This window comes from Streptomyces sp. NBC_00193 (assembly GCF_026342735.1).
GTDB lineage: Bacteria > Actinomycetota > Actinomycetes > Streptomycetales > Streptomycetaceae > Streptomyces > Streptomyces stoeckheimensis.
This window is the reverse complement of record NZ_JAPEMM010000001.1, coordinates 867,730-894,152: the sequence shown is the minus strand read 5'-3', so window position 1 is coordinate 894,152 and position 26,423 is coordinate 867,730. Positions and strand designations below refer to the sequence as shown.

25 protein-coding genes and 1 pseudogene are annotated in these 26,423 nt (G+C 72.1%); 24 read left to right on the top strand and 2 right to left on the bottom strand.

The window, feature by feature from the left end; genetic code table 11:
* Positions 1-14: 14 nt before the first annotated feature.
* The 6 genes from OG898_RS03570 (at position 15) to ftsH (ending at position 10,024) form a co-directional block, all read left to right on the top strand.
* Positions 15-1,529 (top strand): hypothetical protein, encoded by a 1,515-nt coding sequence (locus OG898_RS03570; protein ID WP_250743898.1) that lies wholly within the window; start codon positions 15-17, stop codon positions 1,527-1,529.
* Between the two features lie 399 nt (positions 1,530-1,928).
* Positions 1,929-3,275, top strand: a complete 1,347-nt coding sequence (locus tag OG898_RS03565; RefSeq protein WP_250743896.1) for an ammonium transporter — start codon at positions 1,929-1,931, stop codon at positions 3,273-3,275.
* Positions 3,272-3,610 (top strand): P-II family nitrogen regulator, encoded by a 339-nt coding sequence (locus OG898_RS03560; RefSeq protein ID WP_112451060.1) that lies wholly within the window; start codon positions 3,272-3,274, stop codon positions 3,608-3,610. Before OG898_RS03565 ends, OG898_RS03560 begins: the two co-directional genes overlap by 4 nt.
* A gap of 17 nt (positions 3,611-3,627) precedes the next feature.
* On the top strand, positions 3,628-6,051 hold the full coding sequence (locus OG898_RS03555; protein ID WP_250743895.1) for a [protein-PII] uridylyltransferase: 2,424 nt from the start codon (positions 3,628-3,630) through the stop codon (positions 6,049-6,051).
* A gap of 310 nt (positions 6,052-6,361) precedes the next feature.
* Positions 6,362-7,936, top strand: a complete 1,575-nt coding sequence (gene ffh / locus OG898_RS03550; protein ID WP_250743894.1) for a signal recognition particle protein — start codon at positions 6,362-6,364, stop codon at positions 7,934-7,936.
* Between the two features lie 243 nt (positions 7,937-8,179).
* Complete coding sequence (ftsH, locus tag OG898_RS03545; RefSeq protein WP_266960060.1) at positions 8,180-10,024, top strand: ATP-dependent zinc metalloprotease FtsH; 1,845 nt, start codon at positions 8,180-8,182, stop codon at positions 10,022-10,024.
* Between the two features lie 54 nt (positions 10,025-10,078).
* On the opposite strand, the gene OG898_RS03540 is transcribed toward ftsH, so the two are convergent.
* Complete coding sequence (locus OG898_RS03540) at positions 10,079-10,756, bottom strand: methyltransferase type 11 (protein WP_250743893.1); 678 nt, start codon at positions 10,754-10,756, stop codon at positions 10,079-10,081.
* Between the two features lie 142 nt (positions 10,757-10,898).
* On the opposite strand from OG898_RS03540, the gene proS reads away from it, so the two are divergent.
* The 18 genes and pseudogenes from proS to OG898_RS03450 all read left to right on the top strand — a co-directional run bounded on the left by proS (position 10,899) and on the right by OG898_RS03450 (position 25,558).
* Positions 10,899-12,311 carry a proline--tRNA ligase gene (gene proS, locus OG898_RS03535; protein WP_250743892.1) on the top strand — a complete coding sequence of 471 codons (1,413 nt, stop codon included), beginning with the start codon at positions 10,899-10,901 and terminating at the stop codon, positions 12,309-12,311.
* 202 nt (positions 12,312-12,513) lie between these two features.
* Positions 12,514-13,110, top strand: a complete 597-nt coding sequence (locus tag OG898_RS03530; protein ID WP_250743890.1) for a hypothetical protein — start codon at positions 12,514-12,516, stop codon at positions 13,108-13,110.
* 191 nt (positions 13,111-13,301) lie between these two features.
* A complete protein-coding gene (gene rpsP / locus OG898_RS03525; protein ID WP_243337676.1) occupies positions 13,302-13,745 on the top strand; it encodes a 30S ribosomal protein S16 in 444 nt (147 codons plus the stop codon).
* A gap of 2 nt (positions 13,746-13,747) precedes the next feature.
* Positions 13,748-13,987, top strand: coding sequence for an RNA-binding protein (locus OG898_RS03520; protein ID WP_030011889.1), 240 nt, complete (start codon positions 13,748-13,750; stop codon positions 13,985-13,987).
* Between the two features lie 81 nt (positions 13,988-14,068).
* The gene (gene rimM, locus OG898_RS03515; protein WP_266954932.1) at positions 14,069-14,680 is read left to right on the top strand and encodes a ribosome maturation factor RimM; all 612 of its coding nucleotides are present in this window, start codon (positions 14,069-14,071) and stop codon (positions 14,678-14,680) included.
* Positions 14,680-15,501: a tRNA (guanosine(37)-N1)-methyltransferase TrmD gene (trmD, locus tag OG898_RS03510; RefSeq protein WP_250743888.1), complete on the top strand. Its 822-nt coding sequence runs from the start codon at positions 14,680-14,682 to the stop codon at positions 15,499-15,501. Before rimM ends, trmD begins: the two co-directional genes overlap by 1 nt.
* Before the next feature lie 134 nt (positions 15,502-15,635).
* A complete protein-coding gene (gene rplS, locus OG898_RS03505) occupies positions 15,636-15,986 on the top strand; it encodes a 50S ribosomal protein L19 (RefSeq protein WP_112450506.1) in 351 nt (116 codons plus the stop codon).
* Positions 15,987-16,030: 44 nt separating this feature from the next.
* Positions 16,031-16,843, top strand: coding sequence for a signal peptidase I (gene lepB / locus OG898_RS03500; RefSeq protein WP_266954929.1), 813 nt, complete (start codon positions 16,031-16,033; stop codon positions 16,841-16,843).
* Positions 16,836-17,871, top strand: a pseudogene (gene lepB, locus OG898_RS03495) (signal peptidase I); the annotation flags it as partial. The gene lepB (OG898_RS03500) and the pseudogene lepB (OG898_RS03495), both read left to right, overlap by 8 nt.
* Positions 17,822-18,745, top strand: coding sequence for a signal peptidase I (gene lepB / locus OG898_RS03490; RefSeq protein WP_250743886.1), 924 nt, complete (start codon positions 17,822-17,824; stop codon positions 18,743-18,745). The pseudogene lepB (OG898_RS03495) and the gene lepB (OG898_RS03490), both read left to right, overlap by 50 nt.
* A gap of 104 nt (positions 18,746-18,849) precedes the next feature.
* Entirely contained in the window at positions 18,850-19,566 is a 717-nt protein-coding gene (gene lepB / locus OG898_RS03485) for a signal peptidase I (RefSeq protein WP_250743885.1), read from the top strand.
* Complete coding sequence (locus OG898_RS03480) at positions 19,556-20,083, top strand: NUDIX hydrolase (RefSeq protein ID WP_266954926.1); 528 nt, start codon at positions 19,556-19,558, stop codon at positions 20,081-20,083. Before lepB (OG898_RS03485) ends, OG898_RS03480 begins: the two co-directional genes overlap by 11 nt.
* A 55-nt stretch (positions 20,084-20,138) precedes the next feature.
* Positions 20,139-20,447 carry a DUF2469 domain-containing protein gene (locus OG898_RS03475; protein ID WP_005311352.1) on the top strand — a complete coding sequence of 103 codons (309 nt, stop codon included), beginning with the start codon at positions 20,139-20,141 and terminating at the stop codon, positions 20,445-20,447.
* A 161-nt stretch (positions 20,448-20,608) separates the two neighbouring features.
* Complete coding sequence (locus tag OG898_RS03470; RefSeq protein ID WP_250743883.1) at positions 20,609-20,980, top strand: YraN family protein; 372 nt, start codon at positions 20,609-20,611, stop codon at positions 20,978-20,980.
* Positions 20,980-22,602: a YifB family Mg chelatase-like AAA ATPase gene (locus tag OG898_RS03465; RefSeq protein WP_266954923.1), complete on the top strand. Its 1,623-nt coding sequence runs from the start codon at positions 20,980-20,982 to the stop codon at positions 22,600-22,602. The genes OG898_RS03470 and OG898_RS03465 overlap by 1 nt, the downstream gene beginning before the upstream one ends.
* Entirely contained in the window at positions 22,599-23,828 is a 1,230-nt protein-coding gene (dprA, locus tag OG898_RS03460) for a DNA-processing protein DprA (protein WP_266954921.1), read from the top strand. Before OG898_RS03465 ends, dprA begins: the two co-directional genes overlap by 4 nt.
* A gap of 239 nt (positions 23,829-24,067) precedes the next feature.
* Entirely contained in the window at positions 24,068-24,901 is an 834-nt protein-coding gene (gene whiG, locus OG898_RS03455) for an RNA polymerase sigma factor WhiG (protein ID WP_250743879.1), read from the top strand.
* Positions 24,902-25,000: 99 nt separating this feature from the next.
* The gene (locus OG898_RS03450) at positions 25,001-25,558 is read left to right on the top strand and encodes a TetR/AcrR family transcriptional regulator (protein ID WP_250743946.1); all 558 of its coding nucleotides are present in this window, start codon (positions 25,001-25,003) and stop codon (positions 25,556-25,558) included.
* 332 nt (positions 25,559-25,890) lie between these two features.
* Here OG898_RS03450 and OG898_RS03445 read toward each other — a convergent pair whose 3' ends face one another.
* Positions 25,891-26,403 (bottom strand): M23 family metallopeptidase, encoded by a 513-nt coding sequence (locus OG898_RS03445; protein WP_266954919.1) that lies wholly within the window; start codon positions 26,401-26,403, stop codon positions 25,891-25,893.
* Positions 26,404-26,423 lie beyond the last annotated feature (20 nt).

Below are 26,423 nucleotides of genomic sequence, written 5' to 3'. Positions count from 1 at the left end.
ATGGGGGCGTTCCAGTGAGCGGCAACGGCGCAAGCGGAACGAGCGCGGAGTCCGACGTGTCGTCAGTGCAGGACGCCACCGTCCGCAACGAACAGCTGACGTCCTGGTTCGTCCGCAGCGGCTGGTCCAAGGGCGAGCTCGCCCGCCAGGTCAACCGCCGGGCCCGCCAGATGGGCGCCCACCACATCAGCACCGACACCTCGCGGGTCCGCCGCTGGCTCGACGGCGAACAGCCCCGCGAGCCCGTCCCGCGCATCCTGTCCGAGCTCTTCTCCGAACGCTTCGGCTCCGTCGTCGCCATCGAGCACCTCGGCCTGCGCACCGCCCACCAGACCCCCTCCGTCTCCGGCGTCGACCTGCCCTGGGCCGGACCGCAGACCATCGAGCTGCTCGGCGAGTTCTCCCGCAGCGACCTGATGCTGGCCCGCCGCGGCTTCCTCGGGACCTCGCTCGCCCTGTCCGCCGGCCCCGCCCTCATCGAGCCCATGCAGCGCTGGCTCGTACCGGTCCCGGCCGCCGACCCGGGTCCCCGGGAGGCGGGGCCGGCGGGCGCCCTCAGCGGCCACCGGCCGCCCCGGCTCTCCGAGCCCGAGGTGGACCTGCTCGAAGCCACCACCGTGATGTTCCGCCAGTGGGACGCCCAGTGCGGCGGCGGACTGCGCCGCAAGGCCGTCGTGGGCCAGCTCCACGAGGTCACCGACCTGCTCCAGGAGAACCACCCGGCCCCGGTCATGAAGCGGCTCTTCAAGGTCGCCGCCGAACTCGCCGAACTCGCCGGCTGGATGAGCTACGACATCGGCCTGCACCCCACCGCACAGAAGTACTTCGTCCTCGCGCTGCACGCCGCCAAGGAGGGCGGGGACAAGCCCCTGGGCTCGTACATCCTCTCCAGCATGAGCCGCCAGATGATCCACCTGGGCCGCCCCGAGGACGCCCTGGAGCTCATCCACCTGGCCCAGTACGGCAGCCGCGACTGCGCAGGGCCCCGTACCCAGGCGATGCTGTATGCGATGGAGGCCCGCGCCTACGCCAACATGGGCCAGCCCAGCCGCTGCAAGCGGGCCGTGCGGATGGCCGAGGACACCTTCTCCGACGTCGGCTTCGACGCCGAGCCCGAGCCCGACTGGATCCGCTTCTTCTCCGAGGCCGAGCTCAACGGCGAGAACTCCCACTCCTACCGGGACCTGGCCTACGTGGCGGGCCGCAGCCCCATGTACGCCTCCCTCGCCGAGCCGGTCATGGAGCGCGCCGTCGCGCTCTTCGAGAAGGACGAGGAGCACCAGCGCTCCTACGCCCTCAACCTCATCGGCATGGCCACCGTGCACCTGCTCCAGCGCGAGCCCGAGCAGGCCACCGTCCTCGTCGGCCGCGCCCTCGACGTGGCGGGAAAGGTGCGGTCGGAACGGGTGAACACCCGGCTCCGCAAGACCGTCGACACCGCCGCGCGTGAGTACGGCGACGTCGCGGACGTGGTGCGGCTGACCGACCACCTCGCCTCCCGCCTCCCCGAGGCCGCGGAGGCCGTCTGACGGCCACCCGGCCGCCCCAAGGCCCCCGGCCGCGGCAGTCACCCCGTGAAGCCCGATCAGGCTCCCCCAGCCAGGTTCCCCGGGTCATCGCCGCGGCCGGGTCTCCACCCGCCACCCCTCTTTTGCGCCTAAACCGGCGCCGCTCTCGCGGAGGTGGTTGCCCGCCGTCGTGGTTGCTCAATTGATGGTCGCGGCTGTTCATCGTCCCGTAACAGCCCGGACCTCTTCGTCATCGACGCGAAACACCCAGCGGCGCCGCCGGAAACCGGCCTGCGCGAATCTCAGGGCCAATAACCGGCCAGCCCCCGGGCCGGAACACCCTCAGGCCTGATTCACGCAGCGCCGCTCAGGTTTTCACGATCGCCCGCACGCGAACGTACCGACGACGAGGAGACGCCGATGGCATCAGCCATCACGACCCTCGCGGCAGACGCCCCCACGCTGTCTTCCGCGAACACCGGGTTCATGCTCATCTGCTCCGCCCTGGTCATGCTGATGACCCCGGGACTCGCCTTCTTCTACGGAGGCATGGTCCGCGTCAAGAGCAGCCTCAACATGCTGATGATGAGCTTCATCAGCCTCGGGATCGTCACGATCCTCTGGGTCCTCTACGGATTCAGCCTCGCCTTCGGCGCCGACTCCGGCTCGCTGATCGGCTGGACCTCCGACTACGTCGGACTCAGCGGCATCGGCATCACCGAGCTGTGGGACGGCTACACCATCCCCGTCTACGTCTTCGCCGTCTTCCAGCTGATGTTCGCGATCATCACCCCGGCGCTGATAAGCGGCGCCCTGGCCGACCGCGTCAAGTTCAGCGCGTGGGCGCTCTTCATCACCCTCTGGGTCACGATCGTCTACTTCCCCGTCGCCCACTGGGTGTGGGGCGCCGGCGGCTGGCTCTTCGAGCTCGGGGTCATCGACTTCGCCGGCGGCACCGCCGTCCACATCAACGCGGGTGCCGCGGCCCTCGGCGTGATCCTGGTCATCGGCAAGCGCGTGGGCTTCAAGAAGGACCCGATGCGCCCGCACAGCCTCCCGCTGGTGATGCTCGGCGCGGGCCTGCTGTGGTTCGGCTGGTTCGGCTTCAACGCGGGCTCCTGGCTCGGCAACGACGACGGCGTCGGCGCGGTCATGTTCGTCAACACGCAGGTCGCCACCGCCGCCGCCATGCTCGCCTGGCTCGGCTACGAGAAGCTGCGCCACGGCTCCTTCACCACCCTCGGCGCCGCCTCCGGCGCGGTCGCGGGCCTCGTCGCCATCACCCCCTCCGGGGGCGCCGTCTCCCCGCTCGGCGCGATCGCCATCGGCGTCATCGCCGGTGTCGTGTGCGCCATGGCCGTCGGCCTGAAGTACAAGTTCGGCTACGACGACTCCCTCGACGTCATCGGCGTCCACCTCGTCGGCGGTGTCCTCGGCTCCCTCCTCGTCGGTCTCTTCGCCACCGGAGGGGTCCAGTCCGACGTGGCCGGCCTCTTCTACGGCGGCGGCCTGGAGCAGCTCGGCAAGCAGGCGGTCGGAGTCTTCGCCGTCCTCGCCTACTCTCTCGTGGCATCCGCGGTACTCGCCTTCCTCCTCGACAAGACGATGGGGATGCGGGTCACCGAGGACGACGAGGTCTCCGGCATCGACCAGGTCGAACACGCCGAGACCGCCTACGACTTCAGCGGAGCCGGCGGCGGCTCCTCCTCCCGGAGCACCGCCGTCCCCGCCCCCGTTGCCGCCGCGAGCAAGAAGGTTGACGCATGAAGCTCATCACCGCGATCGTGAAGCCGCACCGGCTTGACGAGATCAAGGAAGCCCTGCACCGCTTCGGAGTCCAGGGACTCACCGTCTCCGAGGCCAGCGGCTACGGCCGCCAGCGCGGACACACCGAGGTCTACCGGGGCGCCGAGTACACCGTGGACCTCGTACCGAAGATCCGCATAGAGGTGCTCGTCGAGGACGGCGACGCGGAAGACGTGATGCGGATCGTCGTCGACGCCGCCCAGACCGGCAAGATCGGCGACGGCAAGGTGTGGAGCATCCCCGTGGACTCGGTCATCCGGGTCCGCACCGGCGAACGTGGCGCTGACGCGCTCTAGGTGATGGGAACCCCTGGGTGACGAGTGTCGAAGAGACCACGGACAGCACGCCCGACTCGGGACCCAGCGGGTACGCCGCGGCCCGGCTGCGACTCCTCCAGGAGGAGTCGCGGTCCGGGCCTTCCCGGCGTTCCGCCCTGGCGGCCCTGACCGACGACTGGCTGAAGGCGCTGTTCGCCACCGCAGTGAAGGAGACGGGCGTGCGGGGTGCCGCCCTCGTCGCCGTCGGCGGCTACGGCCGCGCCGAACTCTCCCCCCGCAGCGACCTCGACCTGGTCCTGCTCCACGACGGAAAGGCCGAAGCGCGCGCCCTGGCCGCCCTGGCCGACCGGCTCTGGTACCCCGTCTGGGACCTCGGCCTCGCCCTCGACCACTCGGTGCGCACCCCCGGCGAAGCCCGCAAGACCGCCGCCGAAGACCTCAAGGTGCACCTCGGACTGCTCGACGCCCGGCCCGTCGCGGGCGACGCCGGGCTCCTCGCGGGACTGCGCACCTCCGTCCTGGCGGACTGGCGCAACCTTGCGGCCAAGCGGCTGCCCCAGCTGCACTCCCTGTGCCGCGAGCGGGCCGAGCGTGCCGGGGAGCTCCGCTTCCTGCTGGAACCCGACCTCAAGGAGGCCCGCGGGGGGCTGCGCGACGTCACCGCGCTGCGGGCCGTCGCCGCGTCCTGGCTGGCCGACGCCCCGCGCGAGGGCCTCGCCGAAGCCCGGCGCCGGCTGCTCGACGCCCGGGACGCGCTGCACCTGGTGACCGGCCGGGCCACCGATCGGCTCTCCCTCCAGGAACAGACACCGGTCGCGGCGCAGCTCGGTCTGCTCGACGCCGACGCCCTGCTCCGGGAGGTGTACGAGGCCGCGCGGGTGGTCTCGTACGCCGGTGACGTGACCTGGCGCGAGGTCGGGCGCGTGCTCCGGGCGCGGTCCGCCCGCCCCCGGCTCCGCGGGCTGCTCGGCACCCGCGGCTCCGTACCCGAGCGGGCTCCGCTCGCCGAAGGCGTCGTCGAGTCCGACGGCGAGGCCGTACTGGCCCTGGCCGCGCGGCCCGACCGGGACCCGGTGCTGCCCCTGCGCTTCGGCGCGGCCGCCGCCCAGGCGGGACTGCCCGTCTCGCTGCACGCCGTACGCCGGCTCGCGGCGCAGGCGAAGCCGCTGCCGGTGCCGTGGCCGGCCGAGGCCCGGGAGCAGCTGCTGACACTGCTGGGCGCGGGGGAGCCGACGGTGGCCGTGTGGGAGGCGCTGGAGGCCGAGGGGATCATCACGAAGCTGCTGCCCGACTGGGAGCGGGTGCGGTGCCGGCCGCAGCGCAACCCGGTGCACACCTGGACCGTGGACCGGCACCTCGTCGAGACGGCGGTCCGGGCCTCGGAGCTGACCCGCCGGGTGGGCCGCCCCGACCTCCTCCTGATGGCGGCGCTGCTGCACGACATCGGCAAGGGCTGGCCCGGCGACCACTCGGTGGCCGGCGAGACGATCGCGCGCGACATGGCGCTGCGGGTGGGCTTCGACGCGGAGGACGTCGCCGTGCTGGGCGTGCTCGTACGCCACCACCTGCTGCTGATCGACACCGCCACGCGGCGGGACCTGGACGACCCGGCGACCGTCAAGGCCGTCGCGGAGGCGGTCGGGTCGCCCGGCACGCTGGAGATCCTGCACGCGCTGACCGAGGCCGACGCGCTGGCCACCGGCCCTGCGGCCTGGAGCACGTGGCGCGGCTCGCTCGTGGCCGACCTGGTCGCACGCGTCGCCGCCGTGCTGAGCGGGGCGGCCCCGGAGAAGACGGAGCTGGAGATCCCGACCACGGAGCAGGAGCGGCTGGCGGTGGAGGCGCTGCGCACGGGGGAGCCGGTCCTGGCCCTGCACGCCCGCCAGGAGGAGGACGCGGTCGGCGTGGAACTGGTGGTGGCGGTCCCCGACCAGCCGGGGGTACTGCCCGCGGTGGCCGGCGTACTGGCCCTGCACCGGCTCACCGTGCGGGCGGCCGACCTGCGCTCGATGGAGCTTCCCGACCAGCTGGGCGAGGTACTGGTCCTGCGCTGGCGGGTGGCGGCGGAGTACGGCTCCCTGCCGCAGGCCGCACGGCTGCGCACCGACCTGGTGCGGGCCCTGGACGGCTCGCTGGACGTCCCGGCGAAGCTGGCGGACCGCGAGGCGGCGTACCCGCGCCGGCGCGGGGTGGTCCCGCCGCCGCCCCGGGTCACGGTGGTGCCCGAGGTCTCCTCCCTGGCCACGGTCCTGGAGGTCCGGGCCCCCGACGCGGTCGGGCTGCTGCACCGGATCGGGCGCGCGCTGGAGTCCTCCGGGGTCAGGGTCCGCAGCGCGCACGTCTCGACGCTCGGCGCGAACGCGGTGGACACGGTCTACGTGGTCGACGCGGACGGCAAACCCCTCGCAGGCCCGGCGGCGACAGCCCTGGCGGGGGCGGTCCAGGCGGCCCTGGCGTAGCGGGGGCGGCCGCTGCGCGGGGCCGTCCCCTACCCGCCCTTCGCCCGTTCCCCGGGCTCCGCCCGGACCCGTACGTGCGCTGCGCGCCCGTGCCCTCAAATTCCAGCCCCGCCGGCGTTTGAGGCGCGGGGTCCGGGGCGGAGCCCCGGGGAACGGGCGAAGGGCGGGTAGGGGACTCCGCCCCGCGCAGCGGCTCGGGTGGCGGCGGGCTCCCGGGAGGCGAAAGCCGCCCGCAGGGCCGGAGGGGTGGCGCGGCCCGATACCCTGGGGGACGACCACACGCCCCCTGACCCGAGGAATCGCGACCATCGTGTTCGATACGCTTTCCGACCGCCTCAGCGCGACCTTCAAGTCCCTCCGGGGCAAAGGCCGCCTCTCCGAGCAGGACATCGACGCTGCGGCGCGGGAAATCCGTATCGCCCTCCTCGAGGCCGACGTCGCCCTCCCGGTCGTCCGCTCCTTCATCGCGAACGTCAAGGAGCGCGCCCGCGGCGAAGAGGTCTCCAAGGCCCTGAACCCGGGCCAGCAGGTCCTCAAGATCGTCAACGACGAGCTGGTCTCCATCCTCGGTGGCGAGACCCGGCGGCTGCGCTTCGCCAAGACCGCGCCCACCGTGATCATGCTCGCGGGCCTCCAGGGTGCCGGTAAGACCACCCTCGCCGGAAAGCTCGGCCTGTGGCTGAAGGGGCAGGGCCACACCCCGCTCCTCGTCGCCTGCGACCTCCAGCGCCCCAACGCCGTCAACCAGCTCTCGGTCGTGGCCGAGCGGGCCGGCGTGGCCGTCTACGCCCCCGCGCCGGGCAACGGCGTCGGCGACCCGGTCCAGGTCGCCAAGGACTCCATCGAGTACGCGCGCACCAAGCAGTACGACGTCGTCGTCGTCGACACCGCCGGCCGCCTCGGCATCGACCAGGAGCTGATGCAGCAGGCCGCGGACATCCGCGACGCCGTCAGCCCGGACGAGATCCTCTTCGTCGTCGACGCCATGATCGGCCAGGACGCGGTCAACACCGCCGAGGCCTTCCGCGACGGCGTCGGCTTCGACGGCGTCGTGCTCTCGAAGCTCGACGGCGACGCCCGCGGTGGTGCCGCGCTCTCCATCGCGCACGTCACCGGCAAGCAGATCATGTTCGCCTCGAACGGCGAGAAGCTCGACGAGTTCGACGCGTTCCACCCGGACCGCATGGCGGGCCGGATCCTCGACATGGGTGACATGCTCACCCTGATCGAGCAGGCCGAGAAGACCTTCTCGCAGGCCGAGGCCGAGAAGATGGCGGCCAAGCTGCAGAAGGGGCCGAAGGAGTTCACGCTCGACGACTTCCTGTCCCAGATGGAGCAGGTCCGCAAGATGGGCTCCATCTCCAAGCTGCTCGGCATGCTCCCGGGCATGGGGCAGATCAAGGACCAGATCAACAACATCGACGAGCGCGACGTGGACCGCACCGCCGCGATCATCAAGTCGATGACCCCGGCCGAGCGCCAGGACCCGCACCTCATCAACGGCTCGCGCCGTGCCCGTATCGCCAAGGGCTCCGGCACCGAGGTCAGCGCCGTCAAGTCGCTCGTCGAGCGGTTCTTCGAGGCCCGCAAGATGATGTCCCGCATGGCCCAGGGCGGCGGCATGCCGGGCATGCCCGGCATGCCCGGGATGGGTGGCGGCCCCGGTCGGCAGAAGAAGCAGATCAAGCAGGCCAAGGGCAAGCGCAAGAGCGGCAACCCGATGAAGCGCAAGGAAGAAGAGGCCGCGGCAGCCGCACGCCGCGAGGCCGGCCCGCAGGCGATCGAGCCCGCCGCCGGGGGCAACCCGTTCGGCCTTCCGGCCGGGGGCGCGCAGCCCGGTCAGGACTTCGACCTGCCGGACGAGTTCAAGAAGTTCATGAAGTAGCGGCGAGGCAACCGAAGCAGCAGTAGTACGGAGCCTCACGAGCCCCGGCCGGATCACTCCGGCCGGGGCTTCGCCGTGTGGCCTCCCGCCAGGGGCGACGGTCCGGTTTGTCGCTTATGGTCGGCCGGGAGGACGGCAGAAGGAGGCCACGTGCCCAGCCCCACCCCCGTACCGCCCCGCGACCGGGCCGATACGCCCTGGCGCTCCGAAGGCGCACCCCCCGCCCCGCCGCCGAAGAAGCGGATGCCCGGCGGCTGGCGCGGCCTGATCCTCACCGCCCTGATCGTCTACCTGATCACCAACCTGGTGCTGTCCTTCTTCAACGAGGGCGACGAGCCGACCATCTCGTACACCGAGTTCAGCAAGCAGGTCGCGAACGGCAACGTCTCGAAGATCTACGCCAAGGGCGACGCCATCCAGGGCGAGCTGAAGACCGGACAGCCCAAGCCGGACGGCGACAAGGGCGACTACAAGAAGTTCGTCTCCCAGCGCCCCGCCTTCGCCGACGACGACCTGTGGGCCAACCTCACCAAGCAGAACGTCGTCGTCACCGCCTCCCCGGTCGTCGTGCAGCGCAGCTTCCTGGCCAACCTGCTGATCTCCCTGGCCCCGATGCTGCTGCTGGTCCTCCTGTGGGTGGTCATCGCCCGCCGGATGGGCTCGGCCATGGGCGGCGGCATGGGCGGGCTCGGGCGCAAGACGCCGCCCAAGCCGGTCGAGCTGGAGGGCGCCAAGCGCACGACCTTCGAGGACGTGGCCGGCATCGACGAGGTCGAGGGCGAGCTCAACGACGTCGTGGACTTCCTCAAGAACCCTGACGAGTACCGCAAGATGGGCGCCCGCATGCCCGGCGGCGTGCTCCTCGCCGGCCCGCCCGGCACCGGCAAGACCCTGCTCGCCCGCGCGGTGGCCGGTGAGGCCGGGGTGCCCTTCTTCTCCGCCTCCGCCTCCGAGTTCATCGAGATGATCGTCGGTGTCGGCGCCTCCCGGGTGCGCGAACTCTTCTCCGAGGCCCGCAAAGTCGCCCCCGCCATCATCTTCATCGACGAGATCGACACCATCGGGCGGGCCCGCGGCGGCGGCGCGGCCATGGGCGGCCACGACGAGCGCGAGCAGACCCTGAACCAGATCCTCACCGAGATGGACGGCTTCTCCGGCTCCGAGGGCGTGGTCGTCCTGGCCGCGACCAACCGGGCCGACGTCCTGGACCCGGCGCTGACCCGGCCCGGCCGCTTCGACCGCACCGTCATGGTCTCCCCGCCCGACAAGGCCGGCCGGGAAGCCATCCTGCGCATCCACACCCGGGACATCCCGCTGGCCGCCGGAGTCGACCTCGCGCAGATGGCCCGTACGACCCCGGGCATGACCGGAGCCGAACTGGCCAACCTCGCCAACGAGGCCGCCCTGCTCGCCGTGAAGCGCCAGCAGAAGGAGGTCACCCAGGCGGACCTCTCCGACGCGCTGGAGAAGGTCCAGCTCGGCGCGGAACGCCCGCTGGTCATGCCGGACGAGGAGCGCCGCCGGACCGCGTACCACGAGAGCGGGCACGCCCTGCTGGGCATGCTCCAGCCCGGCGCCGACCCCGTCCGCAAGATCACCATCGTCCCGCGCGGGCGGGCCCTCGGCGTCACCCTCTCCACCCCGGAGGCGGACCGGTACGCCTACACGGAGGAGTACCTGCGCGGCCGCATCATCGGGGCACTGGGCGGCATGGCCGCCGAGCAGGTGGTCTACGAGGTCATCACCACCGGCGCGGAGAACGACCTCGAACAGGTCACCAACATCGCCCGCGGCATGGTCGGCCGCTGGGGCATGAGCGAACGCATCGGCCGCCTCACCGCCATCCCCTCCGACGGGCAGAGCCCCTACGGCCTCTCCGCGGCCCCCGCCACCCTCGACGCCGTGGACCACGAGATGCGCAGGATCGTCGACGAGTGCTACGAGAAGGCCTGCTCCCTGCTGCGCGAGAACCGCGACAAGCTGGACGCCCTCGCGGACGCCCTGATGGCCAACGAGACCCTGGACGAAGCAGCGGCCTACGCGGCCGCGGGCATCCCCCGCCTCCACAAGGGAGCGCCCCACGAGTGAGCGCCGTGCGGGGCCGTACGCGGCCCCGCACGGCGGTTGCGCTGCTCGCGCCGGTTACGCCGTACGGGCGATGACGTAGCGGAAGATGTTCGGCAGCCAGACGGCCCCGTCACCCCGTTCGTACGGGTGAAGCGCCTCCGCCAGTTCCTTCTCCACCTGCACCGGGTCGGAGCACTCGTACAGCCCGGTCGACAGCAGCCCGCGCACCGCGCTGTCCACGTCGGCGTACCCGAACGGGCAGAACACCCGACCCGACCCGTCCGGCACCAGCCCGGCGGCCGCCGCCATCGCGTCCAGGTCCCGCGCGGCCGGCCCGCCGCCCAGGACGGAGGGCACCGTGCACCGTTCCGCAGGCCCCCAGTCGGCCAGCACCACCGCGGCGCCGGGCCGGCGCAGCGCCGGCAGGGCCGCGGCCAGGGCGCCCGGGGAGGGCGAGAAGGCCAGCAGGACGTCGTAGGGCACCGCGGGCGCCGGAGGGGCCGCGAGGACCTCCAGGAGGCGCTCCCGGGCCAGCGTGCGGCGTGCCGGATCGGCCTCCACACCCGTGGCCAGGGCTCCCCGGCCCGAGGCCAGCAGAAGGGCCAGTCCGGCCCCGCAGTCGAGGCCCAGCAGCCGGTCTCCCGGCCCGACCTCCAGTCGGTCGTAGACCGCCTCGTACAGCGGTACCAGCATCCGTTCCTGGATCTCCGCCCAGTCCCGCGCGACAAGCGTCGCCGTCGGCGTCGGTGTCATCGAAAGAGCGCTCCTGATTCCGTGTCGCCCCCTTGCCCCCGTTGCCAGAGAACTCCCGATTCGCCCCCGCGTCCAGAGGAGCGCGCCACCCGATTCGCACCCGATTCACGTTCGGCACCCCGGGCGCCGTACCATTCGCGCCATGGCAAAGGCACCCGTTCTCACCCCCCAGGCGGAGGATTTTCCCCGCTGGTACCAGGATCTGATCAACAAGGCCGAGCTGGCCGACAACGGTCCGGTCCGCGGCACGATGGTCATCCGGCCGTACGGCTACGGCCTGTGGGAGCGGATGCAGCAGGAGATGGACGCGCGCATCAAGGACGCGGGCGCCCAGAACGCGTACTTCCCGCTGTTCATCCCGCAGTCGTACCTGACGAAGGAAGCGGAGCACGTCGAGGGCTTCGCCCCCGAGCTCGCGGTCGTCACGCACGGCGGCGGCAAGGAGCTGGACGAGCCCATCGTGGTCCGCCCCACCTCCGAGACGATCATCAACGACTACTTCTCCAAGTGGGTCCAGAGCTACCGCGACCTGCCCCTGCTCATCAACCAGTGGGCGAACGTGGTCCGCTGGGAGATGCGCCCGCGCGTGTTCCTCCGTACGAGCGAGTTCCTCTGGCAGGAGGGCCACACCGCCCACGTCTCGTACGAGGACGCCCGCGACTACGCCGCCCGCATCCACACGGACGTGTACGGCGACTTCATGACCAACGTGCTCGGCATCGACGTCGTGCTCGGCCGCAAGACCGCCAAGGAGCGCTTCGCCGGCGCCATCAACACCCTCACCCTCGAGGGCATGATGGGCGACGGCAAGGCCCTGCAGCTCGGCACCAGCCACGAGCTCGGCACCAACTTCGCCAAGGCCTTCAACACGCAGTACCTGTCGAAGGAAGGCAAGCAGGAGCTCGTCTGGCAGACCTCGTGGGGCGTTTCGACCCGCATGGTCGGTGGCCTGATCATGTCGCACGGTGACGACAACGGCCTGCGGGTCCCGCCGCGCCTCGCGCACGTCCAGGTCGTCGTCATGGCGATCAAGGGCGACGAGGCCGTGACGAAGGTCCGCGAGCTGGGCGCCCAGCTCAAGGCCGCGGGCCTGCGGGTGTTCGTCGACGACCGCGTCGACACCCCCTTCGGCCGCCGCGCCGTGGACTGGGAGCTCAAGGGCGTACCGGTCCGCGTCGAGATCGGCCCCCGCGACCTGGAGGCCGGCACCGCGATGCTGGCCCGCCGGATCCCGGGCGGCAAGGAGTCCGTGCAGATCTCCGACCTCGCCGCCCTGCTGCCCAAGGTGCTCGAGGAGGACCAGGCGCAGCTGCTGCGCGAGTCCCGCGAGCGCCGCATCGCCCGTACGTCCGACGTCTCGACCATCGAGGAGGCCGCCGAGGCCGCCATCGCCGGCGGCTGGGCGCGGATCCCGTGGGCCGACCTCGGCCCCGAGGGCGAAGCGAAGCTGGCCGAGCAGGCCGTCTCCGTGCGCTGCCTGATCGCCGAGGACGGGTCGGTGCCGCAGGCGGACGACGCCCCCGGTAACCTCGCGATCGTCGCGCGCTCGTACTAGGCGGTCCGCCTCACGGCTCTCACGCCCCGGCGTGCGGCACCCGCCGCGCGCCGGGGTGTAGTCGTCACTACGTACCGACTCCTCCGGAGATATGCGCACCCGTCCTCGTCGGGACGCATGAGACTGAACTGACTGGTACGTGCAAAAAATTTGGAATGGCCCGGAATCGGAACACCTGGGCACCCCGGCTCGTTGTCACGACGTGAGCACGACACCACCTGTTCTCGCCGCAGAGCTGGCACAGGCGTGGGCCGATATTCAGCGGTACCACTCCGAGCTGCCTGACCTTGCCGCGCCCGAGTCCCTGATCGGAGAGTCCTCGTCCGCCTGCGGCGCCGAGCTCTCCTTCGAGCGACTGCTGCACGAGGCAGTCCACGGCATCGCCGCAGCCCGCGGAGTGCGTGACACTTCGCGCGCCGGCCGCTACCACAACCGCAGGTTCCTCGCGATCGCCGAGGAGATGGGGCTGGACCACACCGACGAGCCGCACGCGAGCAGCGGCTTCTCCCTGGTCTCGCTCAATCCCGAGGCGAAGAAGCGCTACCGCCCCACCATGGAGCGCCTTCAGCGCGCGCTGAAGGCCCACACGGTCGCCACGGCCGCCGACACCAAGCGCAGCTTCCGCGGTCCGGCCGCCCGGCACGGGTCCTCCGGCGGCGGAGTCCGCGTCAAGGCGGTCTGCGACTGCGGGCGCAACGTGCGCGTGGTCCCGTCCGTACTGGCGCAGGCCCCGATCGTGTGCGGAGGCTGCATGAAGCCCTTCCGCATCCCGGACGTGGCCATCGCGGTGGCCTCCTGACCCGGCGGGCTCGCTCCGCGACCTCCCGGCGGAGCGCGCCGCGGGCGTGTGGCACAATGGACAGCTGTACTCGACAGTCGCATAGGACCCCTCTCTCCTCCGGCTGACGCGTCCATCGGGCACCCGAGTACCGCAACCCCACGTGGCATCTCATGTGCCCAACCACGTCAAGTTCAGGAGACACCACTCCAGTGGCAGTCAAGATCAAGCTCAAGCGCCTCGGCAAGATTCGCCAGCCGCACTACCGCATCGTCGTCGCCGACGCCCGTACCCGTCGGGACGGTCGCGCGATCGAAGAGATCGGTATCTACCACCCGACGTACAACCCGTCGCGCATCGAGGTCAACGCCGAGCGTGCGCAGTACTGGCTGTCGGTCGGCGCCCAGCCCACCGAGGCTGTGCTCGCCATCCTGAAGCTCACCGGTGACTGGCAGGCGCACAAGGGCCTTCCGGCCCCCGCGCCGCTGCTGCAGCCGGCGACGAAGGAGAACAAGCGTCGCTCCTTCGACGAGTTCGCCAAGGCCCTCGAGGGCATCGGCGAGGGCAAGGGCGAAGCCATTACCCAGAAGGCGAAGAAGGCCGACAAGAAGGCGGACGAGGCTGAGGCCGAGACCGCCGAGTCGACCGAGGCCTGAGCATGCTCGAGGAGGCTCTTGAGCACCTCGTGAAGGGCATCGTGGACAACCCCGACGAAGTGCAGGTCGCCTCGCGCAACCTGCGCCGCGGGCAGGTGCTGGAGGTCCGGGTCCACCCCGACGACCTCGGCAAGGTGATCGGCCGCAACGGCCGCACCGCACGTGCTCTGCGTACCGTCGTGGGCGCCATCGGCGGCCGGGGGATCCGCGTCGACCTCGTCGACGTGGACCAGGTCCGCTGAGAATTTGATACACCGGCACGGGCCGGGGAGGGCGATTGCGCCCACCCCGGCCCGTCGTCGTCTGAACAGGAGAGATGGACAGTGGAGCTGGTAGTCGCGCGGATCGGCCGCGCCCACGGGATCAAGGGTGAGGTCACCGTCGAGGTGCGGACCGACGAGCCCGAGCTGCGGCTCGGGCCCGGCGCCGTGCTCCGGACCGACCCGGCATCGGCGGGACCGCTGACGGTCGAGGCGGGCCGGGTGCACAGCGGCAGGCTGATGCTGCGCTTCGCCGGGGTCAAGGACCGCACCGGCGCCGAGGCGCTGCGCAACATCCTGCTCATCGCCGACGTGGACCCGGCGGAGCTGCCGGCCGAGGACGACGAGTACTACGACCACCAGCTGATGGACCTCGACGTGGTTCTCGAGGACGGCACGGTGATCGGCCGGATCACCGAGATCTCCCACCTGCCCTCGCAGGACCTGTTCATCGTCGAGCGCCCGGACGGCACCGAGGTGATGATCCCCTTCGTCGAGGAGATCGTCGCCGAGATCGACCTCGAAGAGCAGCGCTGCGTCATCACCCCGCCGCCCGGTCTCATCGACGAGCGCGAGGCGATCGTGGTCTCCACCCGGGACGAGGACGAGGACGCCGGGACCGGCGGGGACGCCGACGAGGCCGGGGCCGAGGTCCGGGACGGGGAAGACGCCTGATGCGTCTCGACGTCGTCACGATCTTCCCCGAGTACCTGGAACCGCTCAACGTCTCCCTGGTCGGCAAGGCGCGGGCGCGCGGCCAGCTCGACGTACACGTCCACGACCTGCGGGACTGGACGTACGACCGGCACAACACGGTGGACGACACCCCCTACGGCGGCGGTCCCGGCATGGTCATGAAGACCGAGCCGTGGGGCGAGGCCCTGGACGCCGCCCTGGCCGACGGCTACGAGGCGGGCGCGCACGGGCCCGTCATCGTCGTCCCGACCCCCAGCGGCCGGCCGTTCACCCAGGAACTGGCCGTCGAACTCTCCGAACGCCCCTGGCTGATCTTCACCCCGGCCCGGTACGAGGGCATCGACCGCCGGGTCATGGACGAGTACGCCACGCGCCTCCCGGTCTACGAGGTCTCCATCGGCGACTACGTCCTGGCCGGCGGCGAGGCTGCCGTCCTGGTCGTCACCGAGGCCGTGGCCCGGCTGCTGCCCGGGGTGCTCGGCAACGCCGAATCGCACCGCGACGACTCCTTCGCGCCCGGGGACATGGCCAACCTGCTGGAGGGGCCCGTCTACACCAAGCCCCCGGAGTGGCGCGGCCACGGGATCCCCGACGTGCTGGTCAGCGGCCACCACGGCAAGATCGCCCGGTGGCGCCGCGACGAGGCCTTCCGCCGCACGGCGGCCAACCGCCCGGATCTGATCGAGCGCTGCGAGGCCTCCGCCTTCGACAAGAAGGACCGCGAGCTGCTGAGCATCCTCGGCTGGAAGCCGTCCCCCGACGGCCGATTTTGGCGCAGGCCCCAGACCGTGGAAGAATAGGCGGCTGCTGTGTGCTCGCGTACGCCCCTGCCACAGGGGGACCGTCGTCCGCGGAGTCCCGCAGCTCCCGAATTCTCTCCGGAAACCCCGCATCGGCGACCTGTGGCGTCATGCGAAGAAAGCAGACGAATCTCATGTCTCACCTGCTCGATGGCGTCAACGCCGCCACCCTGCGCTCGGACCTCCCGGCCTTCCGCCCGGGTGACACCGTCAACGTTCACGTCCGCGTGATCGAGGGCAACCGCTCCCGTATCCAGCAGTTCAAGGGTGTCGTCATCCGCCGCCAGGGCGCCGGCGTCTCCGAGACCTTCACGGTCCGCAAGGTCTCCTTCAGCGTCGGCGTGGAGCGTACCTTCCCGGTCCACTCCCCGATCTTCGAGAAGATCGAGCTCGTCACCCGCGGTGACGTGCGTCGCGCCAAGCTGTACTTCCTCCGTGAGCTCCGCGGCAAGGCCGCGAAGATCAAGGAGAAGCGCGACCGCTGATCTGCTCTCGGGGTTGAGGGGTCGGCCGGATAGGCTCGCCCTCGATGGACACCGAAGCACCTCACACGCAGCGCGGCCACTCTTCCCCCGACGAGGGGGAGGGGCGGTCGCGTTTCGTGCTTTCCGGAGCGGGTCCGGCCCCGGACGCAGGCGCGGGAGCAGGCGAAGACACTGCCCCTGACCTGGAATCGGACTCGGACCGGGACCCCGGGAAGGCCGGCTGGCTGACCTGGCGGCGCGCCGGGCTGCTCGGCGTGGTCTGCACCGCCTTCCTGCTGCTGTTCAGCAATTTCGTGCTCCAGCCCTTCCTGATCCCGAGCCGCTCGATGGAGCCCACACTCGCCGTCGGGGACCGGGTGCTGGTCAACAAGCTGGCGTACCGTTTCGGCGACCTGCCGGAGCGCGGGGACGTCGTGGTCTTCGACGGCAAGGGCTCCTTCGTACGGGAGGACCCGGACGGGAATCCCCTCGGCGAAGCCCTGCACGGGGCGGCCTCGGCGCTCGGGCTGGCCGAGCCCTCGGACACCGATTTCGTGAAGCGGGTCGTGGGCGTCGGCGGCGACGACGTGGTGTGCGACGACAAGGGCCGGATCAAGGTCAACGGGGTCCTGCTGGACGAGCCGTACCTCTTCCCGGGCGACTCGGGATCGAAAGTGCCGTTCCGCATCGTCGTGCCCCTTGGGAGCCTGTGGGTCATGGGTGATCATCGTTCCCAGTCCCGGGACTCCCGGGACCACCTGGGGGAGCCGGGCGGGGGGATGGTGCCGGTGGAGAAGGTGATCGGTCGGGCCGACTGGATCGGCTGGCCGGTGTCGCGCTGGGGTGACGCGGGATCCGTGGGCGGGGGCCGTGGGTAACCGCGGGCGCCCGCGGGGCGGCTGGGACGAGTCCGCGGACGCCGACGGAGGCGCCGATGCGGAGCCGGAGCGGGAGCCTGCGGCAGAGCCCGCGGAGCCCGGCGGCCGGGCCGAACGGCGTCGCCTCGCCCGCCGGGTCCGGCGCAGACGGCGTACCCGCCGGGTGGGGGAGCTTCCCCTGCTCGTGGTGGTCGCGCTGTGCATCGCCCTGATCCTCAAGACCTTCCTCGTCCAGGCCTTCTTCATCCCGTCGGGCTCCATGGAGCAGACGATCCGGATCGGCGACCGGGTCCTGGTGGACAAGCTCACCCCGTGGTTCGGCTCCGAGGTCGAGCGCGGAGACGTGGTCGTGTTCAAGGACCCGGGAGGCTGGCTGGGCGCCGACAGCGTCCAGCCCGCCGAGGACCCGGTGGGCATCAAGCAGATCAAGCAGACCCTCACCTTCATCGGCCTGCTGCCCTCGGCGAACGAACAGGACCTGATCAAGCGGGTCATCGGCGTCGGCGGGGACACCGTGAAGTGCTGCGACGCCCGGGGCCGGGTCAGCGTCAACGGTTCGCCGCTCGACGAGCCGTACGTGAACCCGGGCAACGCGCCCTCGGAGATCCGCTTCGAGGTGCAGGTGCCCGCCGGGCGGATCTTCGTCATGGGCGACCACCGGGCGAATTCCGCCGACTCCCGCTACCACCTCGACGAGGCCTTCCACGGCACGATCGACGAGAAGGACGTGGTCGGCCAGGCCGTGGTGATCGCCTGGCCCTTCGGGCACTGGCACCGGCTGGAACAGCCCGCCACCTTCCGCATGGTTCCCGACCAGGCGCGCGGCGGTCGCCGCGCGCCCCGTAGGCGCCGGGGCGGCTCCGCGTTCGCATAGTGTGTCCTTGGTCTCCCGCGCCTTCGGGAACTCCCGCTCGTTAGGGGAGGGGAGGGCCCGTGCCTCATCAGGTCCGGGCGTCGATTTCCGAACGAGGAGTGGATGTGGGGGACGTGGCGGTTGGTGCACGGTCCGGACGCGACGAGGGCGGCGAGGAGCCGAATGACTCCTCCGGGCCCGATGCCGTAGAGAACGACGGCGACGCGAAGGACGGTGCCGAGGCGCGCCCGCACCGGTCGTTCTGGAAGGAGCTGCCGCTCCTGGTCGGCATCGCCCTGCTGCTCGCTCTGCTGATCAAGACCTTCCTGGTGCAGGCGTTCTCGATCCCCTCCGACTCGATGCAGAACACCCTGCAGCGCGGTGACCGGGTGCTCGTGGACAAGCTGACGCCGTGGTTCGGATCGGAGCCCGAGCGGGGCGAGGTCGTGGTCTTCCACGACCCGTCGAACTGGCTGAGCGGTGAGGCCACCCCGGAGCCCAACATCGCGCAGAAGGCCCTCAGCTGGATCGGCCTCATGCCGTCCGCCGAGGAGAAGGACCTGATCAAGCGGACGATCGCCATCGGCGGTGACACGGTCGAGTGCAAGAAGGGGGGACCGGTCATCGTCAACGGCAAGGAGCTCGACGAGCCGTACATCTTCCCGGGCAACACCCCGTGCGACGACTTCCCCTTCGGTCCGCTCACCGTGCCCAAGGGCAAGATCTGGGTGATGGGCGACCACCGGCAGAACTCGCAGGACTCCCGCTACCACCAGCAGGACTCCACCCAGGGCTTCGTGCCCGTCAGCGATGTCGTCGGGCGCGCCGTGGTGGTGGCCTGGCCGATCACCCGCTGGTCCACCCTGCCGATTCCGGACACCTACGACCAGCCGGGCATCGGCACGCAGACCAAGGCCACGGCGCTCGGCCTGGACGCCGCCGGCCTGGCGCCGGTCGGGCTCGGCCCGGCCGCGCTCGGGTTCGCCGGAGCGGTGCCGGTCGTGCTGTGGCGCAGGCGGAGGCTGACCGCGGGGCGTACCGACAGGTAGGGTGCCGCCCAGGTCGACGATCTCCGAGTGTGGGGGCGCTTGCAATGGGCGGAACACGAGCAATACGAGCAGGTGACGGCGGTGGCCGCGGTGCTCTCGGCAGCATGCTGTCGGGAATCGCCGTGGCCATCGGCTTTGTGCTCTTCCTGGGCGGGTTCGTGTGGGGAGCCGTCGTGTACCAGCCGTACACGGTGCCGACCGACTCGATGGTGCCCACGGTGCAGCCCGGAGACCGGGTGCTGGCGCAGCGCATCGGCGGCGGCGAGGTGCGCCGCGGGGACGTCGTGATCTTCAAGGACGAGCGGTGGAGCGATTCGCCGATGGTCAAGCGGGTCGTCGGCGTCGGCGGGGACACGGTCAAGTGCTGTGGTGCGGGCGGCCGCCTCGTGGTGAACGGCAAGGAGCTGGACGAGCCGTACATCGAGGTGGAGAAGCTCGACGTGGCGGGCGCTCCGGGCGGCTCCGCCTCCCGGACGCCGTTCGAGGTGACGGTGCCGGAGGGCAATCTCTTCCTGCTCGGCGACCGGCGCGGAGCCTCGCTGGACTCCCGGGCGCACCTGGAGGAGGCCGGCCAGGGGACGGTGGCCCGTTCGGCGGTCAAGGCCCGCGTCGACGCCCTCGCATGGCCCGCCATGTCGATGCTGGATCGGCCCACGACCTACGCCGCCCTGCCCGGCGGGACCTCGACGGCGGGGCCGCTGCTGCTCCAGGTGACCGCGGTGGTGGCCGGTGCCGCCCTGGTGGTGCTCGGAGCCGCGTACGGGCCGGTCGTACGGGTTCTCGGGCGCGGGCGGAGGAGGGAGCGGGCCGATGTCCGCTGACGCGACGGCGGGGCCGGGGGTGGCTTCCGGGTCGGGCGGGCCGCGCAAGGTGGCCCGGGTGATCCTGCTGGACCCGGAGGACAGGATCCTGCTGCTGCACGGCTTCGAGCCGGGAGACCCGGCGGACGACTGGTGGTTCACCCCGGGCGGCGGTCTGGAAGGGTCCGAGACCCGGGAGCAGGCCGCGCTGCGTGAGCTCGCGGAGGAGACCGGGATCACCGACGTGGAGCTGGGGCCGGTGCTGTGGCACCGCTACTGCTCGTTCCCCTTCGACGGGCGCCGCTGGGAGCAGGACGAGTGGTACTTCCTGGCCCGTACCAGCCAGACGGCGACGGTGCTGGGAGGCCTCACCGAGCTGGAGCGCCGCAGCGTCTCGGGCACCAGGTGGTGGACCTCCGAGGAACTGCTTGCGGCCCATGAGACGGTGTACCCGACCAGACTCGCAGAGCTGCTCCGCAGGCTGCTCGACGACGGTCCCCCGGGTGCGCCCGTGAACCTGGCCCCGGAAATCGTTTAGGGGCGCACGGGCCTGGCGCACAATAGGGGGACGCACGGCTGAAGGGGAACATGCCATGAGTGCCGAGGACCTCGAGAAGTACGAGACCGAGATGGAGCTGAAGCTCTATCGCGAGTACCGCGACGTCGTCGGGCTGTTCAAGTATGTGATCGAGACCGAACGCCGTTTCTACCTCACCAACGACTACGAGATGCAGGTGCACTCGGTGCAGGGGGAGGTCTTCTTCGAGGTCTCGATGGCCGACGCGTGGGTCTGGGACATGTACAGACCGGCCCGTTTCGTCAAGCAGGTGCGGGTGCTGACCTTCAAGGACGTGAACATCGAGGAGCTCAACAAGAGCGATCTCGAACTTCCGGGCAGCTGATTCCCCGGCCTGGTCCTGGTCTGGTTCCGGCTTGGTCCTGTCCTGGCCCTCGTCCGGCTCCCTCGCCTGGGTGACGGGGTTGTCCACATGGCCCCGGTTGTCCACCAAGATCCACTAGGTGGGCGGGGGCGCGGGATCGTCGGTGCCGGAGGTGGTGCCGGATGAACGCGAAGGGCGTGGCACAGCAGGCATTGGGGCGGTACGGCGAGGACCTCGCGACGCGGCGGCTCACCGAGGCCGGGATGACCGTGATCGCGCGGAACTGGCGGTGTCGCGGCGGGGAGATCGACATCGTCGCCCGGGACGGGGACGCCCTCGTCGTGTGCGAGGTCAAGACCCGGCGGGCGGGGGAGTTCGAGCATCCCATGGCCGCGCTGCGGCCCGCCAAGGCCGCGCGCTTGCGCAGGCTCGCCGGGCGCTGGCTGGCCGACCACGGGGGACCACCCCCGGGCGGGGTGCGCATCGACCTCGTCGGCGTCCTGCTGCCGCGGCGCGGCGGGCCCGTGGTCGAGCACGTCAGGGGGGCGGCCTGATGGGGTTCGCACGGGCCTGCTCGGTCGCCCTCGTGGGCGTCGACGGCGTGGTGGTGGAGGTCCAGGCCGACCTCGAGCCCGGGGTCGCCACCTTCGCCCTGGTGGGGCTTCCCGACAAGACCCTGGTCGAGAGCCGGGACCGGGTCAGGGCGGCCGTGGTGAACTCGGGCGCCGCCTGGCCGCAGAAGAAGCTCACCGTCGGCCTCAGTCCGGCGTCGGTCCCGAAATCGGGTGCCGGCTTCGATTTGGCCGTGGCGGCCGCCGTGCTGGGCGCCGCCGAGGTGGTCGACCCGAAGGCGATCGCCGATCTCGTCCTCATCGGGGAGCTGGGGCTCGACGGCCGGGTGCGCCCCGTCCGCGGGATCCTCCCGGCGGTGCTCGCCGCCGCCGAGGCCGGATACCGGCAGGTCGTGGTCCCGCAGCAGTGCGCGGCCGAGGCCATGCTCGTCCCGGACGTCTCGGTGCTCGGGGTGCGCAGCCTGCGGCAACTGATCGCGGTGCTCACCGACGGGGAGGTGCCCGAGGAGGATCCGCCGGATCCGTCCGGGCGCCCGGACCCCATGCTCGCCGGACTGGTCGTCCCGGGCGCCGGACTCGGCACGGGCGTGGCCCGCGACCGCGACGGGCGGGACTTCCCCGATCTCGCCGACGTCGCCGGACAGCACGCGGCGCGCCGGGCCCTGGAGGTGGCCGCCGCCGGGGGACACCACCTCTTCCTCAGCGGACCGCCGGGCGCGGGCAAGACGATGCTGGCCGAGCGGATCCCCTGGATCCTGCCCCCGCTCACCCGACAGGATTCCCTGGAGGTCACGGCCGTCCACTCGGTCGCGGGAATCCTGCCCTCGGGCGAACCGCTCGTCGCCCGGCCCCCGTACTGCGCCCCGCACCACTCGGCGACCATGCAGTCCCTCGTCGGAGGCGGAGCCGGTGTGGCCAGGCCGGGGGCGGTGTCCCTGGCCCACAGGGGGGTGCTGTTCCTCGACGAAGCCGCGGAGTTCAGCACCAAGGCGCTGGACGCCCTGAGGCAGCCCCTCGAGGCGGGACACGTGGTCATCGCCCGGGCCGCCGGAGTGGTACGCCTGCCGGCCCGGTTCCTGATGGTGCTGGCCGCCAACCCCTGTCCCTGCGGGCGGCACACCCTGCACGGGACCGGCTGCGACTGCCCGGCCTCGGTCGTCCGCCGCTACCAGGCCCGGCTGTCGGGGCCGCTGCTGGACCGGGTGGACCTGCGCGTCGAGGTCGAGCCGGTCACCCGCTCCGATCTGCTGGGGCGGGGCGGCCGCGGCGAAGCCACGGCGGTGGTCGCCGACCGGGTCCGGGAGGCCCGCGACCGGGCGGCGGCCCGGCTCGACGGCACGCCCTGGCGGCTCAACGCGGAGGTCCCGGGCCACGAGTTGCGGACGCGCTGGCCGGCCGCCCCCGGAGCACTGGCCCAGGCCGAGCGGGACCTGGAGCGCGGGCTGTTGACCGCGCGGGGTCTCGACCGGGTGCTCCGGGTCGCCTGGACGGTGGCCGACCTGAGGAGCCGGGACCGCCCCGACGCCCTGGACGTGGCGGTCGCCCTCGAACTGCGCACCGGAATCGCCCGCGGAGCCGCGGCGCACCTGGACGCCGCCTCATGACCGCCTCGGCATCGGCCCCGGGACCGGGCCGGGCGCCCGGGCCGGGACCCGTACAGGCGCCACCGGCAGCCGGCCCGGAGCCGCAGGCGGAGCCCGGCGGCGAGGTGCTCGCACGGGCCGCGCTCACCCGGGTCCTGGAGCCCGGGGAGGAGCACGGCGGGCGCTGGCTGCGGGCGTACGGGGCCGTCGGGCTGATACGGCTGCTGACCGGCCCCGAGCCGGAGCCCGGGGTGCTGAGCGGGGTCGGCGCCGAGCGGCTCGCCGGATACCGCCGCCGGGCCGCGGCGGCCGATCCCCGGCGGGACCTGGCGCTCGCCGCCGAGACGGGGAGCCGGTTCGTCTGCCCGGGGTCGGCGGAGTGGCCGAGTCAGCTGGACGACCTCGGCGACGCCCGGCCCGTCGGGCTGTGGGTGCGGGGCAGGCCGAGCCTGCGGGCCTGGGCCCTGCGCTCCGTGGCGGTGGTCGGAGCCCGCGCGTGCACCCCGTACGGGGCACACATGGCCCAGAGCCTGGCCGGTGAACTCGCCGAGCGAGGCTGGGTGGTGGTCTCGGGAGCTGCCTACGGGATCGACGGCGCCGCGCACCGCGGCGCCCTCGCCGCCGGCGGAGCCACGGTCGCCGTGCTGGCCTGCGGGGTGGACGTGCCCTACCCGCGCGGGCACGCCGGACTGCTCGGCCGGATCGCCTCCCAGGGGCTGCTCCTCGGAGAACTGCCGCCGGGCAGCCACCCCACGCCGAGCCGGTTCGTCCTGCGCAACCGCGTCATCGCAGCCCTGACCCGGGGCACGGTCGTCGTGGAGGCGGCCCACCGCAGCGGATCCCTGGTCACCGCCCGGCGGGCCCAGGCCCTGGGGAGGATCACCATGGGCATCCCCGGCCCGGCCACCAGCGGTCTCTCGGCCGGTGTGCACGAACTGCTGCGCGGCGAGGCCGCGCTGGTCACGGACGCGGCGGAGGTCATCGAGCTGGTCGGGGGGATGGGGGAGCTGGCCCCCGAGCGGCGGGGCCCCGTGATCGCCCGTGACCTGCTGGGCCCCGACGCGGTCCGGGTGCTCGAAGCCCTGCCGGCGGGGCGTCCGGCAGACCTGGGCGAACTGGCCCTCGCGGCGGGCACCGGCACCGATGAAGTCATCGGCAGACTGTACGAACTTCACTCTCTGGGGTTCGTCGAACGGCAGGGCGACGGCTGGCAGTTGACATCGAAGCGGCCGGGAGGAGGCGCATAAGGCGGAGTTCCCCGGCGAGGCGGTCGTTGACCTGGGGCGTTCCGGTGAAAGAGTGAAGCCGATGAGAGACGCGGTCTTCCCGGTGGCACCCGCCGGGACCGTGCGCCAGGCGCCGGTCCCGGGTCGCCCGCGCGAGTCGGGCCGCCCTTGCGGGCCCGCGCGATCCCGTACTCTTCGCGCACCGCGACACTTCCGTCACGCTACGCTCCCAAGGAATCCGGCTCCGGCAAAGGCGAAGCATGCCCCAGCACACCTCAGGGTCCGACCGCGCTGCGGTGCCCCCCGCTGCGCGCGGCAGCGAGCGGTCCACCGCGCCCTCGTCGCTGGAGGTGCTGTGGCGCTCGTACAAGGACTCGGGTGACGAGCGGCTGCGGGAGCAGCTGATCCTGCACTACTCGCCCCTCGTGAAGTACGTGGCGGGCCGGGTCAGCGTCGGCCTGCCGCCCAATGTGGAACAGGCCGATTTCGTCTCCTCCGGAGTCTTCGGGCTGATCGACGCCATCGAGAAGTTCGACATCGAACGGTCCATCAAGTTCGAGACGTACGCGATCACTCGCATCCGCGGCGCGATGATCGACGAGTTGCGGGCGCTGGACTGGATCCCGCGGTCGGTGCGGCAGAAGGCGCGCGCCGTGGAACGGGCCTACGCCACGCTGGAGGCCCAGCTGCGGCGCACCCCCACCGAGCACGAGGTCGCCGGGGAGATGGGCATCGGGGTGGAGGATCTCCACGCCGTTTTCAGCCAGTTGTCGCTTGCCAACGTGGTCGCCCTCGAAGAGCTGCTGCACGTGGGCGGGGAGGGCGACCGGCTCTCCCTGATGGACACCCTGGAGGACACCGCCGCGGACAACCCGGTGGAGGTCGCGGAGGACCGGGAGTTGCGGCGGCTGCTGGCGCGGGCCATCAACACGCTGCCCGAACGGGAGAAGACGGTCGTGACCCTCTACTACTACGAGGGCCTCACGCTCGCCGAGATCGGCAACGTCCTCGGGGTCACCGAGAGCCGCGTCAGCCAGATCCACACCAAGTCGGTCCTGCAGCTCCGGGCGAAGCTGGCGGACGTCGGGCGCTGAACCGGGGTGCCGGCGGGGTCGCGAGCGGGGCCGAGAGCGTGCGGCGGCCTTGCGGTACGTCCGTAGAGTGGATGCGTGCCCAGGATTCGAGCGGCCTCCGTGGCCGAGCACCGGTCGATGCAGCGCGGCGCCCTGTTGGACGCCGCGCGTTCCCTGCTGTCCGAAGGGGGGACGGAAGCGCTGACCTTCCCCGCCCTCGCCGAGAGGACCGGCCTCGCCCGGTCCTCCGTGTACGAGTACTTCCGGTCCCGCGCGGCCGTCGTCGAAGAGCTGTGCGCGGTGGACTTCCCCGTGTGGGCGGCCGAGATCGAGGCGGCGATGTCCGAGGCGGAGGCGCCGGAGGCGAAGATCGAGGCGTATGTGCGCAGCCAGCTGGGGCTGGTGGGTGACAAGAGGCACCGGGCGGTCGTGGCGATCTCGGCGAGCGAGCTGGACGCCGGGGCGCGGGAGAAGATCCGTGCGGCGCACGGGAGTCTGATCGCGATGATCGTGGAGGCGTTGGGCGCGCTGGGGCAGGCGGAGCCGAGGCTTGCGGCGATGCTGCTGCAGGGTGTGGTGGATGCTGCCGTCCGGCGGATCGAGGCGGGTGCGGGGGAAGATCCCGTCGTGGTCACGGACGCGGCGGTGGCCATGGCCCTGCGGGGCGTCGGGGGCTGACCGGCCCTGGCCCCGACGTGGGCCTCGCCTCGGCCCGGGCTCCGATGCGGGCCTGGCACTGTCCCGGCCCCGATGTGGGCCCGGCCCCGGTCCTGGCCCCGGTTCTGCGTCGCCCGTGGCCCGGTGCGGGTGGCCGGCTGCCCTGCGGGGCTGGCCCCTACCCGCCCTTCCACCGTTCCCCGGGCGCTGCCCGGACCCGCGCCTCAAACGCCGGCGGGGCTGGGGAGGGCTGCCGGGCTGCGCCCGGACCCCTGGGGCTCCGCCCCAGACCCCGGTCCTCAAACGCCGGACGGCTGGGTTGGCCGGACGGCTGGGTTGGCTGTCCCCGGTTCTCAAGCGCCGGAGGGCCGGAAGGGCAGTAGGCGGGGGGTCGGGTGGGGGAGGAGGGTCAGGGGGTTGAGGTAGGTGTGCGTGTGGAGGAGGCCCCAGTGGAGGCAGGGGCGGGGGCAGTGCGGGCCGTCCGTGAGGACGGCCACCACCTGGCCCGACGTGACCTCGGCGCCCTCCGCCACCAGGGGGCGGACCGGCTCGTAGGTCGTGCGCAGGCCGTTCGGGAGGGTCAGGGAGAGGACTCCGCGGCCCGCGACCTGGCCGGCGTAGTGGACCCGGCCCGGGCCCACCGCGCGTAGCTCCGTGCCCACCGGGGCCGCCAGGTCCACCCCGCGGTGGCCCGCCGCGTACGGAGTCGGGGGCGGGTCCCACCAGCGGACCACCGTCAGGGGGGACGGGAGCGGGCGCCCGGCCGCCGGAGCGCGCGGCGGTCCCGGTGTGGCCGGAGGCGGGACAGGGGCGAGGCCCAGGGCGAGGCTCAGGGGCAGGAGCAGGGTGAGCAGCAGCTTTGTCATGGGGGTCAGGATTCCGCCCC

Bases quoted from the DNA above. Each gene is read 5' to 3' on its own strand.
- OG898_RS03565 (WP_250743896.1), top strand. From the start codon at position 1,929: ATGGCATCAGCCATCACGACCCTCGCGGCAGACGCCCCCACGCTGTCT.
- OG898_RS03560 (WP_112451060.1), top strand. From the start codon at position 3,272: ATGAAGCTCATCACCGCGATCGTGAAGCCGCACCGGCTTGACGAGATC.
- ftsH (WP_266960060.1), top strand. From the start codon at position 8,180: ATGCCCGGCGGCTGGCGCGGCCTGATCCTCACCGCCCTGATCGTCTAC.
- OG898_RS03540 (WP_250743893.1), bottom strand. From the start codon at position 10,756: ATGACACCGACGCCGACGGCGACGCTTGTCGCGCGGGACTGGGCGGAG.
- proS (WP_250743892.1), top strand. From the start codon at position 10,899: ATGGCAAAGGCACCCGTTCTCACCCCCCAGGCGGAGGATTTTCCCCGC.
- OG898_RS03520 (WP_030011889.1), top strand. From the start codon at position 13,748: ATGCTCGAGGAGGCTCTTGAGCACCTCGTGAAGGGCATCGTGGACAAC.
- trmD (WP_250743888.1), top strand. From the start codon at position 14,680: ATGCGTCTCGACGTCGTCACGATCTTCCCCGAGTACCTGGAACCGCTC.
- rplS (WP_112450506.1), top strand. From the start codon at position 15,636: ATGTCTCACCTGCTCGATGGCGTCAACGCCGCCACCCTGCGCTCGGAC.
- lepB (WP_266954929.1), top strand. From the start codon at position 16,031: ATGGACACCGAAGCACCTCACACGCAGCGCGGCCACTCTTCCCCCGAC.
- lepB (WP_250743885.1), top strand. From the start codon at position 18,850: ATGCTGTCGGGAATCGCCGTGGCCATCGGCTTTGTGCTCTTCCTGGGC.
- OG898_RS03480 (WP_266954926.1), top strand. From the start codon at position 19,556: ATGTCCGCTGACGCGACGGCGGGGCCGGGGGTGGCTTCCGGGTCGGGC.
- OG898_RS03475 (WP_005311352.1), top strand. From the start codon at position 20,139: ATGAGTGCCGAGGACCTCGAGAAGTACGAGACCGAGATGGAGCTGAAG.
- OG898_RS03470 (WP_250743883.1), top strand. From the start codon at position 20,609: ATGAACGCGAAGGGCGTGGCACAGCAGGCATTGGGGCGGTACGGCGAG.
- OG898_RS03465 (WP_266954923.1), top strand. From the start codon at position 20,980: ATGGGGTTCGCACGGGCCTGCTCGGTCGCCCTCGTGGGCGTCGACGGC.
- dprA (WP_266954921.1), top strand. From the start codon at position 22,599: ATGACCGCCTCGGCATCGGCCCCGGGACCGGGCCGGGCGCCCGGGCCG.
- whiG (WP_250743879.1), top strand. From the start codon at position 24,068: ATGCCCCAGCACACCTCAGGGTCCGACCGCGCTGCGGTGCCCCCCGCT.
- OG898_RS03445 (WP_266954919.1), bottom strand. From the start codon at position 26,403: ATGACAAAGCTGCTGCTCACCCTGCTCCTGCCCCTGAGCCTCGCCCTG.